A 13,290-nucleotide genomic window follows, 5' to 3' on the forward strand; every position below is an offset into this window, starting at 1 on the left:
TTAATATTATATATGCTGTGTAAAGCTAACAATTATGCCCGATTGTAATAACAACCATCCCAACGCCCTTAACATCATCAATAGAGCACTCGAATTTAGTTGCGTTACCGGATACCTGAATACGGTTACCTGGGATGCGGGCTACGTCGTACACATCCACATCGCCATCAATATCTAACAACCAGCGGCCATTGCTGACTTGAGTCACAGACATATCGGCGATCCAGGCATTGTTGCCCTTCTCTATGAAAGCGGGTTCGGATACAGAATCATCAAGCAATGTGCTATCAACGCTCCATGTTCCGGCGTCTTGCAATCTCCCGCCGACAATCCTGATCTTTTTCAAAGAGATGCAGGCACTATTAATAGCACTTTCGGCGGGCTTTGCAAGATCTTGAAACATTTCGCCTTCACCCGTTGCTAACCATGTTAGCGAAGCTCCAGTCTCTAAAGCACAGCGCACAACAGCTTCACCAGGAAAATAGTCGCGCTTAACCCAGGTGCTGATAGTTCCTGTCCCAGCACCGAAGTGGTCGCTCAATTCCTTCTTCATTTTGAACCCATATGCCTGCATCAAGCGCTGTACAGCGGCTTCACCGCCCTGGAGTTTCATTTCACAAAAACCTTAGGATAAAGTTGACAATATGAAATGCTGAGATTAGCCTAAGTGGCAATTATGAAAAAACAAGCTATCTACAACATTACTTAACTAACAGAACAGAATGCCTTATGAAAACGCCACTTTCAATCACTCTGGCTACACCATATGTCACATTAAAAGAGTTTTCTCGCATCAGCGGATTACCAATAGCGACCTGCTACCAATGGGTACACCTGGGAAAGCTGCCTATCCGGGCTAAAACCGCGAAAAACGAGCGAACCATGATTAACCTCCTGGCGCTAACAAAAGAAGCCGAATGGGAAGCACGGCTTAGTGCGTAAATTCAAATTTGTGAATTTATTATCGATTTCAATAGGGATTTGACCATGTTTGATTACCAAATCGCAAAACACCCGCACTATGCCAATGCGTGTCGCGCATTTGCCACCAGGCACAACCTGGTTGAACTGGCAGAAATGGTAGGTATGAACCCGCAGATGCTGCGCAACAAGCTGAACCCAGAACAGCCTCATCGCTTAACGTGCGATGACCTGTTGACCATCACGGATGCCTCTGAGGATTCAACGCTGATCGACGGCCTACTGGCACAGCTTAATTGCTTGCCTGCCGTTCCCGTCAACGAAGCGAAAGCAGAACGGCTAACCACGTATGTATTGCAGGCCACCGCCGCCGTGGGCACTGTCGCTGCAGAAAGCCTCTCTACCGAGCGAATGAGTCAAACACGGCGAAATTCTTTTATGGAAAGCATTAATTCCGGCATTCGCTATCTGTCGTTAGTCGGGTTGACGCTGCAAACCAGAATACAAGCCAATCCCGCAATGGCTTCCACCGTAGATGCACTGAGCGGGATCGGTGCATCTTTGAATGTTGGGTGATGTGGAATAGCTACCGAACTATATGTAATAGCCCGATAGCATTTAAAAATTAATGAGCTGGGTGAGTTTTTATAAGCGTGCCGCGTTGAGTGCGACCACTGTCACTTAAATGCATCTGGTCGATTGGAACCCCTGCATCATCATAGAACTTGGCGTCATCAATTAAAGACAAAAACCTCTCAGCATCTTCGATACAAAGCGGGCGGTTTTCAAAAATACGGGGGCTATTCACAACAGTGTTGCCACTTTTATCAACAATCCGTCAATTCCATTCTGAGCGGCTTTTATAAGAGATAACAATATTTATGCACATATTTAACGATCCTTCTGAAAGTCAGAAATATTCCGAATTAATACATTGTGCCGCAAACAATTTATTAGATGCGTTCAAAGGGGGAGATACGAGAATCGCCCTTGAAATTTTAGATTGGATGAAAGACGCAGTGATTGCGAACTCTTCCGTTGTTGCGACTAAAGATGCGAACTGCGTTAACGCCTCTAGTCCTTCATTTCCTTTGAAAGTCATCAGCATAAAACGTGGTTGATTGTTTTTGGCGATTCGATCCTACCACAACACCATGCGCCGGGCATGGCTAAAACCCGGCACCTATTCGCAACCGTCTATCCGTGGGCGGTTACCAATAGGAAGGAGGAAATCAATGATTTCTATTGCTCGTTTACTCACAAGTCAGTCGCCTTCACCGGGACTGATAATACAAGCCAATCCCGCGATGGCCTCCGCCGTAGAGGCGCTAAGCGGGATCGGGACGTTTCTGAATGTTGGGTGATGGCTTAAAGACTCAGTCGGACAAACCAACGGATTTAAGTGCCAGGCTAACGCCAGTGCTTAATATTTGGTTAACGACCGTCTTAGCCATTTCTTTTCCACCACTTTTAGTCGCATCAAGGAGACGATCACCCAAGGGTTCTTGTAATGCATCGGGGATAGCTTTTAGTACCTCTAAGCCTTTGGCTGTTAGAACGCAATCAGGAATCGTTTGGAAATTCGCCGGTTTTGTTTTTCCAGTGATGTAGCCAGCGCCGACAAGCCAATCCATACAGGCATAGGCAAATTCATTTTCCGGTGTCGGGCGCATCCCGAAGCGTGGATCTTCAACAAAAACCTCAGCATCACCAATGAGGTCTTTGATTTTTATTACCGTAGGCAGAGGAAACTCACGGTAAAGGATAGAAAAAGCTACTGCTGTGATTTCATTAAATTTTTCAATATTTGAGGCTGACATGACAATTCAAACTCCCTATGAAACAAGCAAGGCCAAAGCCGAGCTAATAGATGAACTAACCAAGGTTATCAAGATGCAAATACATGGCTCGATGGACTGGGTTAGAAGCCGGGCTTACTGGGATTCTAAGCTACCAGGAGTTGACCCGGTGATTTTAGCCGAAGCGCTAACCGACGCGCTTAGCATAGCAGCATCAGAAGTTGCAAACAGAGCGTAAAACCAACTCTATTCCTATCTTATTTGTGAGGACTATATGGAACAACCGATCTCAATCGCGTCGTTCCTCTGGTATCAGCAGGAGGAACAACGGCCTGATTTCACCATCACCCATGGCAAAGGCCGTAAGGGGATCATCATTCGTACTCGTCCGGTGAGTCGCACCCAGCGGGTTATCCGTTCTATCAAATTAGTTATACGGGGGAAAGCATGACAGCATTCACCGTTAGCAGTATGCAGAACTTACCCGCCGGGCTGCGCAACGTGATCGGCAAGCACTTTGCTGATAGCCGCTGGCGTGAAACCTGTGCGTATTACAACAGCCTGCATGAGCGCGACCGTTTGACCATCTGCTTTCATGCACAGATGAAAAAGGGTCAGACTGTTTACCGTCTGGAGGAAATGCCAACCGCAGAACGGGAACGGGTTGTCTGCGCCATTGATGAACTGCGCCGGGCTTTCTCAAGAGGACGTAATCGGGGCGTGAATACGTCAACGTTTCTGAGCTGGTTAAATGTTGGCGAGAGAAAAACCCTATTTTTGCACGCGGGGTTAACTGAAAAAGAATTTAATCAACCTTATTGGCGTATTGAAGATGAATCATGCCAATGGCGTAAACCACTATTACGCGCATTAAATGAACTGGTGAGTTTATTTGATGCTGCCCCCGATATTCTCACGGCAATTAAACCCGAAGAATATCTGAATTAAATAACCACCTGAAATTAATTAGGCGCTTAACCGCGTCGGGACTCCCATTATCTGAGGATTATATGCACATGTATAAAACAGTCGGTCAGGCGATGCACCGCAAAGCAGAAAACGAGGGCATTCAATTAATGCTTTCTCAGGCACGCAAAGAAGCGAAAGCCGATGCGCACACGTCATTTTCTTCTCGTCTGGATAAGCTGGCAACCCATGCCGCTATCAATGAATTAAGTAGCGTGGAAATCATCGAATTATTGCGGCAGGAATCCGAAGCCCTTAATCATTCCGGTGCATATATTAAGGCGGTGATGTAATGGAAAACCCCGCTTATAACCGCATCGATATCAACGGTAATTATGCAATCGTGAAAGTCGGCTATGACTTTGCGCTGGGCGAAATTAAATGTGGGAAAGAAGACGGCGACCAGCCGTATTTATCTACGCTGGCTGTTTATCAAACACCAATCAAATTAATCAATGATTTCATTCATCGCGGTGTTAGCTCGGCTATTTGGATGGAAAAAGTTACTGACGCCAAAAGCCTGCTGACTGAATCCAAACGACTGGCCGATTTGTGCCAGAAAGCCTTTGACCAACTGAATAACTCAGCGGAGTAAATCATGCCTGATTCAATGGACTTGGTGCAGCAACGCCAACAGGACATGTTAGAGCACCAGATCGCCAACGCCCGGAACGTCCAACGCGGCGTTTCTGCCTTTGAGTGCGAAGACTGCGCTCACCCCATCCCTGAAGCGCGCCGCGCTGCAATTGATGGCGTGACACGTTGTGCGTCCTGCCAGGGTATCCACGAACTGAAAAGTAAGCATTATCGAGGTGGGTTATGACCTCGCTTTCTTTCGTTTCTGGAAAAAGGCACATCACTGTCCCCTGTGATGACGTTGCTTTTTACTTCCCTTCTGTCGTTGAGGATGGATGTTTTTTTGTCACGTTGAAAAGTGGCAAGCAGTACCGAGCAACCAGTTTAAGAGAAAATACAACTGACCTCCGGGGAGCTTGCTCCGGCGCTACGCTATGAATCGAACCCACCGGGGGCGCTCCGCTCCCACCCCACCGCCACCTTTCCCCGGCAGCACCCGCGAGGCGTTCGTGGGTGCGTATCCGTGGAACGCCCCGCGCCCGGCCATCGTACCAGAAGAAAGGCAGCTTACCCGTGAGGAATGGACTCAGGGGCAAGCCGTTTTAGCGAAAATTAACCAGCAACCGCACTTCCTGCGCGAAATCTGCCTGAGTCGCTACGTTTACCTGCAAAAGAATAAAGGCCAGCTCAGCGCCCATCGTTTTCTGATTAACAGCTTTATGCAGCGCATGTGGCCGCGTATTGAGGCAATCAATACCCGCCATGCCATGAATCGCCACGCCTCCGAGCGTTTCCTGTCTGAATCTGACGCCTATCAAACGCTACCCGGCATGAATGACAAAGCGCTGGGGCGTCTGGCTGCGCGTATTTCCGGCCAGATATTTTCTGCGTATGAGGAAATGAGCGATGCCATGAAAGCGGAGCGCGGCGGCCAGCCTGATGCACTCTTTACCGACGAGGCACAGGCCGAGCTTTTCGGCCATGTTGCCAGCATGGCGCGTGCGTTCAATATCACCCCGCTTTTCTGGAAGAACTACCGCAAAGGCACGCTGGATATACGTAAGGCAATAGCCAGCGTTTCCCGTCTGATTAATGAAGAATGGTGGACTCGCCAGCTTAAAGCCCAGCGTACCCGCTGGCGTGAGGCGCTGAATATTGCCGTCGGTCAGGTAAGTAAAAAGGCGTCCCCCTATGCCAGCAAGATGGCGATCCGCGATGTACAGGCGCGTCGCCTCGCCAATATGGATTACCTGAAAAACTGTGAGCTGGAGAACGTCGCAACAGGTGAACGTATCGACCTGATCGACAAAGTGATGGCAAGTATTTCCAACCCAGAAATTCGCCGTATGGAGCTGATGAGCACTATCGCCGGGATTGAGCGTTACGCCAGCGAACAGCGAGAAGTCGGGATGTTTATCACTATAACCACGCCGTCGAAGTATCACCCTACCCGTGTGATCGGCAAGGGCAGCGCTAATGAGAAAGTCCAGTTTAACCGAAGCTGGGACAATGAAGCCTTTACGCCGAAAGACGGCCAGCGCTATCTAGTGAAGATATGGGGCAAGATGCGCACAGCTTTTAAGGACAACAACCTGAAGGTGTACGGGATGCGCGTTGTCGAACCACATCACGACGGAACACCTCACTGGCACATGATGTTGTTTTGCAAGCGCGCGCATCGTCAGTCAGTCATCGATATTATGCGCCGTTATGCCCTGAAAGAAGACGGCAACGAACGCGGCGCAGCAACATACCGCTTTGAATGTAAACACCTCAATAAAGGCGGTGCTGCTGGCTATATCGCTAAGTACATCGCCAAAAATATCGATGGCTACGCGCTCGATGGTGAGATCGACAAAGACACCGGAAAACCGCTACGTGATATGGCCTCCGCCGTCACCGCGTGGGCGTCAACGTGGCGCATCCCTCAATTTAAAGCTATCGGTATCCCCACCATGGGCGCTTACCGCGAGTGCCGAAGCGGCACGTTACGTAGCGTCAATCTTACTGACCAATTCGACGAACAGGTCGAGGCGGTTCGCTGTGCTGCTGACGCGGGCAAATTTGACGCCTACATGGCCGCACAGGGTGGCGCGAATGTTTCCCGCGAACTGCAAACGGTGCGTGTTGCACGCCGGGTATCGGACAAGCTCAACGAGTATGACGAAGAAGTGCAAAAGGTGGTCGGGATTTTCGCCCCACACTTGGGCGAAGGTCATGTTTTTGAAACCCGTACAACCGAATGGCGCATCGTTTCTAAAGCCGTTGACCTTGAGCCTTTGACTTTAAAAAGCGCCTCCGGCGCGCCTCGGAGTCCTGTCAATAACTGTGGGTTGGGTTCTCAACGGTCGGGCGCTAATGTCAAAAAGCAGGCCGAAAACAGCGGCATAGCAACGACATTAGAAACCGATAACCCAGCGATTGACTGGAGTGACGACGCGGCTGTGAGGGCGCTAGGAATGCGTCTACGTGAGCAATCCGTCAGGAAAAACCATAAGCAACGCGACTTTAACCCCAATAGCCTCCGAGATCCGTCACCGTCGGCCAGATTAACGGGCGAAGAACGGAAGCGGATACCTCGTATTCAGCGTGATTTACTCCAACGCGGTATCACCGCTCAACGCTGGGAACTGGAAGCGCTGGCGCGTGGCGCAAAGATGAAGATTGACGGTGAACTTATCTCATACCCGGAGGCTGACGAGTGGTCGGGATTTAGTGAGAGTTTCCTGGAATAGCTTGGATACCAGGCTATTAGCACTACGCTGATGTATCAGAATCACCAATAAAACAGTTTAATCTTTAATTTACAACACGTTGAATAATTTATTGACTGCCGTTTCATTTTGAAAAATACTGTATATAAGAACAGTGAAAAGGAATAGTATGGAAACCTTAGAAAACGCACAGCTTGCACTTTCTCGTGTGCAATTTATCGCTGAGATAGCGTTAGTAGCTGATTGCGATAAGAAAGACCTACAGACAGCGTTAGCTACCATATCCCACCTGGTTGAGGTCGAACTAAAAACACATGGCCTGGTGAGTCCAACTACTGTTTACGACACTAAAAATTAACGCTATAAAGTATGTCGTGCTCATCGCATGGATGTGCATGAATTTGCATGCTGGATCCCTTAACCCAAAAACCTTATGACGCCCTGCCCTACATGGATCGCGCTGGATCGTGCAGGTGCATGAAAAGCGACACACAAAGCGGGCAGGCGTGGCGGGGATAGCATTGCGCGCGAGGGAATGTGGACGTGATTCTATACCTAGTAGTCAGTTTCAGGCTGATATTATATTTCGCTCTTATGTCCATAAAATTTGATTAATAAGAGCTTCTATAACTTGTTGATGCAGTCGATTGTCTAGAGGAAGTTAGCTTCAGCGGTGACAGTCATGTAGCATTGGACTGATCGTCATGAGTGCTATGCCATGCGCTTTAACTGGACAAAAATACAGTATCATTCTAATATCTAATAACCCTTAGAGTTTTTGGCTATGTTTGGATAAAATGGCACCATCAATACAAATAATTAGCCAAACAAGGAGCATCACATGCCTTTTCAACTGGTGGTGCTTAGCCCCGTTGCTAACGATCTGGAGCAGCTAGGAACTAAAGAAAAGTTTTGGTTTTATTATTCACATGACACCACAACTTTACAGTTGTTCAAGTACTCTAGGCTGGGTACCGGTGAACACTGGTCTGAAAAATGTGCTGCAGAGCTATGCCATTTACTCAATATCCCGCATGCTAGCTATGAGTTAGCTAAGTATAATGGTAAATTTGGCGTAGTTACTCAGAACCTGATCCCTGCGGGGTTTAGGATGGTTATGGGTAACGAAGTATTACATAGCTCAACGGCAGATTATCCGCAACCATTACAGCCAGGAGAAAAATCTGTAAGGGTTAGGGAGCACACGGTAACAAGGGTTTTAGGGTGCTTGGATAAAGAATCAATCCAACCACCGCCAAGTGATTATGAAATGAGCGGATTGAATGCCGCTGATGTGTTCTGCGGATATTTGATGCTTGATGCACTGATTAGCAATCAAGATCGCCATCATGAAAACTGGGCTATCATGCTTAATAATGAAACTGGCGAGCAGTTTTTATGTCCAACATATGATCATGCCGCCAGTTTAGGAAGGGAGATGTTAGATGATGAGCGTAATGAACGACTTACGACTAAAGATACAAATCGTCAAATCCCGTGCTTTGTAAATAAAGCTCGTTCAGAATTGTTTAAAGCAAAAACAGATAAAAAACCCTTGCCCACTGTTGAAGCATTCCAATATGCAGTCGAGGGTAGAAGCGCAGCTCGCAACCATTGGCTGGGTAAGCTGAGCGCTTTAACAGAAGATTCCATTACAGACGTGTTTAACCAAGTGCCTGCATCGTGTATTTCCGACAGCGCACGAAGGTTTGCAGCGCTTATGGTATTGGAAAATAGAAAAAGGCTATTAAAATGAATAACTTAAACTCCGTTTACGTTGCATGGCAGGCACCGGATACCCGAGATTGGCATGTCGTCGGCAATTTGCAAGAGCGCAATTCGGGGTATGTTTTCAAGTACACCAAGGGAGCTCTCAAATCTTCTAAATTCACGAAGTTTAGCGGCATGACTGATGTTCGTGAAACTTATGTATCAGAAGAGCTTTTCCCTTTATTCAAAAACCGCCTTTTGTCACCAAAGCGTCCAGAATATCCTCGTTTTATCAAATGGTTAGGATTTGAAGATGAATGTGTAAATCCAATCGATATTTTGGCTCGTTCTGGTGGATTACGGAGCACAGATCAACTGCAAGTTTTTAAAAAGATTGAAATTGATTCAAATGGAAAATTTGAACATTTCTTCTTTTTACATGGGCTAAGTTACTTGAACTCAATGGCTAATGATCGAGTGTCAGAGCTTCAATCGGGGCAAGTTTTACGCCTCTGTTTAGACATTCAAAATGCATATGATGGTGATGCTGTCGTTGTCCGGGCTGATAAGCCAGCAGAGATTATTGGCTATTGTCCACGATATTTGAGTAATGACGTCAAAAAAATGCTGCTAAATGACCCCAAGTCAGTGACACTAACAGTAGAAAAAATTAGCGATGATGCACCGCATAACTACCGGTTATTATGCAAATTATCTGGTACGCTTGATTCAGCCTGTAAGTCATCTTTGATTCCTCAAGATGAGTTTGAAGCTATTGAATGAACATGAAAAGCCACCAAGGTGGTGGCTTTTCATCAATAATCAGGTTTAGTCCCCAATGTATAAGGCTTAAAGGTGATTACCTCAATGCCGACCCACTCATTCACCTCTTTGATTCGTTCCTGTAGTGGCGTCAACTCGTTCCTGACAAACACCTGACTTGCCTTTTCCACATCCCCGAAGCCGCCCGTATTATTCGGGATAATCCCCATCATCTGCGGCGGTACTCTGTGGGCGCTGAGCAGATCGTCACGGCTGGCGTTTTTGATGTTAAAGAAGTCGTCTTTTGTCGCCACCTCGCTAAGCGGCACGATCTTAATGCCATCTGGCTTGCCGTTGGGGGCATAGAAAAACAGGTTCTTAAAGTTCCCCAGCCCCTTTGTATTACTCATTGCGGCGCGCAGTTTGTCTACGTCGGTACCGCTCTGCGCAGCATCAGTCACATACATGATGTAACCCGCGTGCGCACCGTTCTGATAATACTTGCGCCGGAACAGCGTCGCCGACTCATTCAGCCATGCCGAGTTTAATGAGCTGATATATTCCGGCAGGCCGTACATTTCCTGATTGATATCCGGTTCCAGCAGATGGAACACGCTACCCGGCTCAAAGCGGTGCGGCTCTTTGAATGACTGTACGAACCAGTAAACATCCTCCTCTACGCCGCGCCGGGTATATTTGGCCGGGCTGGACTCCAGCCGTAATAAGCCCCCTACTCGGTTCAGCCGCTTCTCCAGAAACGCATTACCAAACACCAAATAATCCAGCGCAAAGCGGCTAAAATCCTGCTGGCTCAATAGCGGGTGCGGGATAAACGTGCTCACCAGAATGTTACGCTTCACGTAGATCGGTGAGCTGTGATGTACCGCTGCCCGTAGGCTTTTAGCCAGCCCGCTAAAGCTGATCGGCGGCTCAATCCATTTGCCATTATGAATACACTCGGCGTAATCCAGAATGTCGCGGCGATCCAGAACGGCGGACGGTTCACCAAAAGTGAATGCCTCTATCGGCTGTGCCTGGCTGACGGGTGCCGCTTGTGATTTACGATATTTACGCTTTTTCATTCGTTAAAATCCAAAATGCTGACAGGGACATGACCGTTAATCGCGGTCAGGGGTTCGTTTAACAGCGCGTGCATGGTTGCCCATGCCACATCGGCGTGGCTGATTTCCTCGCTGCGGCTGGCTTCATAGGTGGTACGGTTACCGCTGGCCGTCATGGTTTTGCGTATGGCCATGAACGATTGAGTGATGTCGGTGTGGCTGGTGTCGTACTCCAGTCGCCCGCTGGTGATCGTGTCTTTTGCCTTGAGCACCATCGCGGTTTTGATTTCCGGGGAATATTTGATTTCGCGTGCGGCTGGGAAGAAGCCGCGCACAAGCTGGTAAACACCCTGACCGATACCCGTTGCATCAATGCCGATGTATTCGACGATGTATTTTTCCGTCAGCAGCTTGATAGCGTCGGCCTGCGCGGCAAAGTCCATGCCCTTCCACTGGAAGCGCTCCAGAATGCGGAACTTACCGCCCGGAGCCTGCGGCGGTGCCAGCACCACACAGCCCGCGCTGTCTCCCGTGTGTGACGGGTCGTAACCAATCCAGACGGGTTTATAGGCAAACGGGCGCAGCGCGTAGGGGTTAAAATCCTCCCACTCCTCCAACGCATCGACCATACAGCGCTGTAATTCCTCAAACGGGAACACCGACGCCTTATCATCGACAAACTCGCACATCAGTAGGTTCTGATATTCTGCCGGGCTGTATTCCAGCGTGAGTTGGTCAAGGTCGAACAGGTTACAGCCCCCGGCCAGCGCATCTTCTACCGTCACAATCTGCCGCCACTGACCATCGCCGCACAGCGCACCGCCGGACAGGTTCGCGTGGCTTAAATCCAGATGGATGTGATCATCCTTGTTGCCGCGCCCCTTGTTGAACAGCTCACCCGACCAGAACGGATAGGCGCTGTGCGCCAGACTCGACGGCGTGGAGAAATACGTGCTGCGCCATTTCTTGTGCAATGACATGCCGCTGGCAACCTTGCGCAGCTCCTGAAATTTAGGTATCCAGAAATATTCATCCAGATACAGGTTTCCGGTGTAGCTCTGCGCGGTACGGATGTTGGTGCCGAGGAAGAACAGGCGCGCCCCGTTGGGGAGCACCATTGGGTCGCCTTTCAGGTCAACGTCAACCAGTCGCGCAAAGTCGATGATGTAGTTTTTAAAGACGTGTGCCTGAGCCTTACTCGCGGACAGGAAAATCTGATTACGCCCGGTGGTCAGCGCATCAATCAGCGCCTCCCGCGCAAAATAGAACGTTGCCCCAATCTGGCGCGATTTCAGGATATTGCGGATACGGTGCTGTAGCCCGGCCTGATGCCAGCCGCGCTGGTACTCGAAAATCTCACTCAGGAAAATGTCGTTCAGCTTCTCAATGGCTGCATCACTGAACGCGTTCTTTTCCGGTGCCTTGCGTTCGCCCTTATTGCGATTGCGCACATTGGGATTGAGATCGGCCTCGTTGCCCGTCTGGCTGTAGCGGTTCACTCGCGCCAGCCGCTCAATCTGACGGCCTAACAGGTCGATTTCTTTGTAGTCATGCCCCTCCTTTTTCGTCTTCATGATGAGCTGAATAAGCCGCGCTTCCAGACTGGCTTCAACACGCGATACCGGGGCGATAGCGTCCCAGCCGTCGCGCTGCTTCCAGCTCTGAACGGTCGGCGTTTTCTGGTTCAGCATTTCCCCAATCTGACGTACTGAAAAGCCCTGCCAGTAAAGCAAAGCCGCCTGTCGTCGTGGGTCGCTGATGATGGTGGTATCGATGGCGGTATTCATGACGGCAAGGCTACGTCAGCGCCGCCCCTTCCCGCCTTAACCCCTTGTTGTGCCAGCGGTTAGCGAACCGTGATTGATGGCACGGCAGGGTGTCACGCCGGATACTCGCCCCGATTTCCCGCAAACAACGGATGAGAAAATGGCAAAGAAAGTTTCTAAATGGTTCCGCGTCGGTGTCGAGGGCGACACTTGCGATGGTCGCGTGATTGACGCGAACGATATTCAAAACATGGCGGATACGTTTGATCCACGTGTCTACGGTTGCCGCATCAACCTCGAGCATCTGAAAGGCTTACTGCCCGACAGCCCGTTTCGTCGCTATGGCGATGTCGTCGAGCTGAAAAAGGAAAAGATTGATGATGATTCGGCTATCAGCGGCAAGCTAGCGCTGTTCGCCAAAATCACCCCGACGGATGAACTGGTGGCAATGAATAAAGCCAGCCAGAAAATCTATACCTCCATGGAGATCCAGCCCAATTTTGCCAACACAGGCAAAGCGTATCTGGTTGGTCTGGCGGTCACTGATGACCCGGCCAGCCTCGGCACGGAAATGCTGGAATTTAGCGCCAAAGCCAAACACAACCCGCTTGCTACCCGTAAATCGTCCCCGGAAAACCTCTTTTCTGTCGCTACAGAAGTGACATTGGAATTTGAAGACCTGCCGGACGTTGAGCCGACGCTGTTAACCCGCGTGAAAGCCCTGTTTGGTCGCAAACAGTCGAGCGATGACGCCCGTTTTAGTGACGTGCATGAGGCCGTGGCCGAAGTGGCCGGGCAGGTGCAGACCAACGCCGACAGCGTTGAGCAGCGCTTTACCCAGCTTGAACAACGTCATCAGCAGGACATTGCCGCGCTGACGCAAAAGCTGAGTGCCAATGAACAGCAGTTCACCGACCTCAAATCCACGCTGGACGGCACAGAAAGCCTGTCACAGACACGCCGCCCCCCGGCAACGGGTGGCGACGGTGAAACCTCGCTGCTGACCAACTGCTAA

Annotated in this window: 19 protein-coding genes; 14 read left to right on the forward strand and 5 right to left on the reverse strand. The window is 49.5% G+C overall.

Annotated features, from left to right (window positions below; genetic code table 11):
* Positions 1–25: 25 nt before the first annotated feature.
* On the reverse strand, positions 26–613 hold the full coding sequence (locus tag ACKPVM_RS00145) for a phage repressor protein CI (protein WP_409306137.1): 588 nt from the start codon (positions 611–613) through the stop codon (positions 26–28).
* A gap of 116 nt (positions 614–729) precedes the next feature.
* On the opposite strand from ACKPVM_RS00145, the gene ACKPVM_RS00150 reads away from it, so the two are divergent.
* Positions 730–942 (forward strand): DNA-binding protein, encoded by a 213-nt coding sequence (locus ACKPVM_RS00150; protein WP_409306138.1) that lies wholly within the window; start codon positions 730–732, stop codon positions 940–942.
* A gap of 45 nt (positions 943–987) precedes the next feature.
* Positions 988–1,497: a phage regulatory CII family protein gene (locus ACKPVM_RS00155; protein WP_256711946.1), complete on the forward strand. Its 510-nt coding sequence runs from the start codon at positions 988–990 to the stop codon at positions 1,495–1,497.
* A 49-nt stretch (positions 1,498–1,546) separates the two neighbouring features.
* Here the strand turns inward: ACKPVM_RS00155 and ACKPVM_RS00160 are convergent, their stop codons facing one another.
* Positions 1,547–1,729 (reverse strand): hypothetical protein, encoded by a 183-nt coding sequence (locus ACKPVM_RS00160; protein WP_409306139.1) that lies wholly within the window; start codon positions 1,727–1,729, stop codon positions 1,547–1,549.
* A 427-nt stretch (positions 1,730–2,156) separates the two neighbouring features.
* Here ACKPVM_RS00160 and ACKPVM_RS00165 point away from each other — a divergent pair, with 427 nt between their 5' ends.
* Positions 2,157–2,285, forward strand: coding sequence for a hypothetical protein (locus ACKPVM_RS00165; protein WP_409306140.1), 129 nt, complete (start codon positions 2,157–2,159; stop codon positions 2,283–2,285).
* Between the two features lie 12 nt (positions 2,286–2,297).
* On the opposite strand, the gene ACKPVM_RS00170 is transcribed toward ACKPVM_RS00165, so the two are convergent.
* A complete protein-coding gene (locus ACKPVM_RS00170) occupies positions 2,298–2,741 on the reverse strand; it encodes a hypothetical protein (RefSeq protein ID WP_409306141.1) in 444 nt (147 codons plus the stop codon).
* Between ACKPVM_RS00170 and ACKPVM_RS00175 the strand changes: the two genes are divergently transcribed.
* The 10 genes from ACKPVM_RS00175 (at position 2,740) to ACKPVM_RS00220 (ending at position 9,469) form a co-directional block, all read left to right on the forward strand.
* Positions 2,740–2,958, forward strand: a complete 219-nt coding sequence (locus ACKPVM_RS00175) for a hypothetical protein (protein WP_409306142.1) — start codon at positions 2,740–2,742, stop codon at positions 2,956–2,958. The two genes, ACKPVM_RS00170 and ACKPVM_RS00175, sit on opposite strands and share 2 nt — an antisense overlap.
* Positions 2,959–2,994: 36 nt before the next feature.
* Positions 2,995–3,171 carry a hypothetical protein gene (locus ACKPVM_RS00180; RefSeq protein WP_409306143.1) on the forward strand — a complete coding sequence of 59 codons (177 nt, stop codon included), beginning with the start codon at positions 2,995–2,997 and terminating at the stop codon, positions 3,169–3,171.
* Positions 3,168–3,668: a phage replication protein B gene (gene repB, locus ACKPVM_RS00185; RefSeq protein WP_409306144.1), complete on the forward strand. Its 501-nt coding sequence runs from the start codon at positions 3,168–3,170 to the stop codon at positions 3,666–3,668. The genes ACKPVM_RS00180 and repB overlap by 4 nt, the downstream gene beginning before the upstream one ends.
* A gap of 68 nt (positions 3,669–3,736) precedes the next feature.
* A complete protein-coding gene (locus tag ACKPVM_RS00190; RefSeq protein ID WP_409306145.1) occupies positions 3,737–3,979 on the forward strand; it encodes a DUF2732 family protein in 243 nt (80 codons plus the stop codon).
* On the forward strand, positions 3,979–4,281 hold the full coding sequence (locus ACKPVM_RS00195) for a DUF5405 family protein (protein ID WP_409306146.1): 303 nt from the start codon (positions 3,979–3,981) through the stop codon (positions 4,279–4,281). Before ACKPVM_RS00190 ends, ACKPVM_RS00195 begins: the two co-directional genes overlap by 1 nt.
* 3 nt (positions 4,282–4,284) lie before the next feature.
* On the forward strand, positions 4,285–4,509 hold the full coding sequence (locus ACKPVM_RS00200; RefSeq protein WP_409306147.1) for a TraR/DksA family transcriptional regulator: 225 nt from the start codon (positions 4,285–4,287) through the stop codon (positions 4,507–4,509).
* A gap of 187 nt (positions 4,510–4,696) precedes the next feature.
* Positions 4,697–6,997, forward strand: a complete 2,301-nt coding sequence (locus tag ACKPVM_RS00205; protein ID WP_409306148.1) for a replication endonuclease — start codon at positions 4,697–4,699, stop codon at positions 6,995–6,997.
* Positions 6,998–7,145: 148 nt separating this feature from the next.
* Positions 7,146–7,334 carry a hypothetical protein gene (locus ACKPVM_RS00210; RefSeq protein WP_039512501.1) on the forward strand — a complete coding sequence of 63 codons (189 nt, stop codon included), beginning with the start codon at positions 7,146–7,148 and terminating at the stop codon, positions 7,332–7,334.
* Positions 7,335–7,817: 483 nt separating this feature from the next.
* Complete coding sequence (locus tag ACKPVM_RS00215; RefSeq protein ID WP_409306149.1) at positions 7,818–8,732, forward strand: HipA domain-containing protein; 915 nt, start codon at positions 7,818–7,820, stop codon at positions 8,730–8,732.
* Positions 8,729–9,469, forward strand: coding sequence for an HIRAN domain-containing protein (locus tag ACKPVM_RS00220; RefSeq protein WP_409306150.1), 741 nt, complete (start codon positions 8,729–8,731; stop codon positions 9,467–9,469). The genes ACKPVM_RS00215 and ACKPVM_RS00220 overlap by 4 nt, the downstream gene beginning before the upstream one ends.
* Positions 9,470–9,501: 32 nt before the next feature.
* Here ACKPVM_RS00220 and ACKPVM_RS00225 read toward each other — a convergent pair whose 3' ends face one another.
* On the reverse strand, positions 9,502–10,530 hold the full coding sequence (locus ACKPVM_RS00225; RefSeq protein ID WP_409306151.1) for a phage portal protein: 1,029 nt from the start codon (positions 10,528–10,530) through the stop codon (positions 9,502–9,504).
* Positions 10,527–12,296 (reverse strand): terminase ATPase subunit family protein, encoded by a 1,770-nt coding sequence (locus ACKPVM_RS00230; RefSeq protein WP_409306152.1) that lies wholly within the window; start codon positions 12,294–12,296, stop codon positions 10,527–10,529. The genes ACKPVM_RS00225 and ACKPVM_RS00230 overlap by 4 nt, the downstream gene beginning before the upstream one ends.
* A 139-nt stretch (positions 12,297–12,435) precedes the next feature.
* Between ACKPVM_RS00230 and ACKPVM_RS00235 the strand changes: the two genes are divergently transcribed.
* Entirely contained in the window at positions 12,436–13,290 is an 855-nt protein-coding gene (locus ACKPVM_RS00235) for a GPO family capsid scaffolding protein (RefSeq protein WP_409306485.1), read from the forward strand.

It is taken from the genome of Pectobacterium hainanensis (genome assembly GCF_046237015.1).
Lineage (GTDB): Bacteria > Pseudomonadota > Gammaproteobacteria > Enterobacterales > Enterobacteriaceae > JBJYIN01.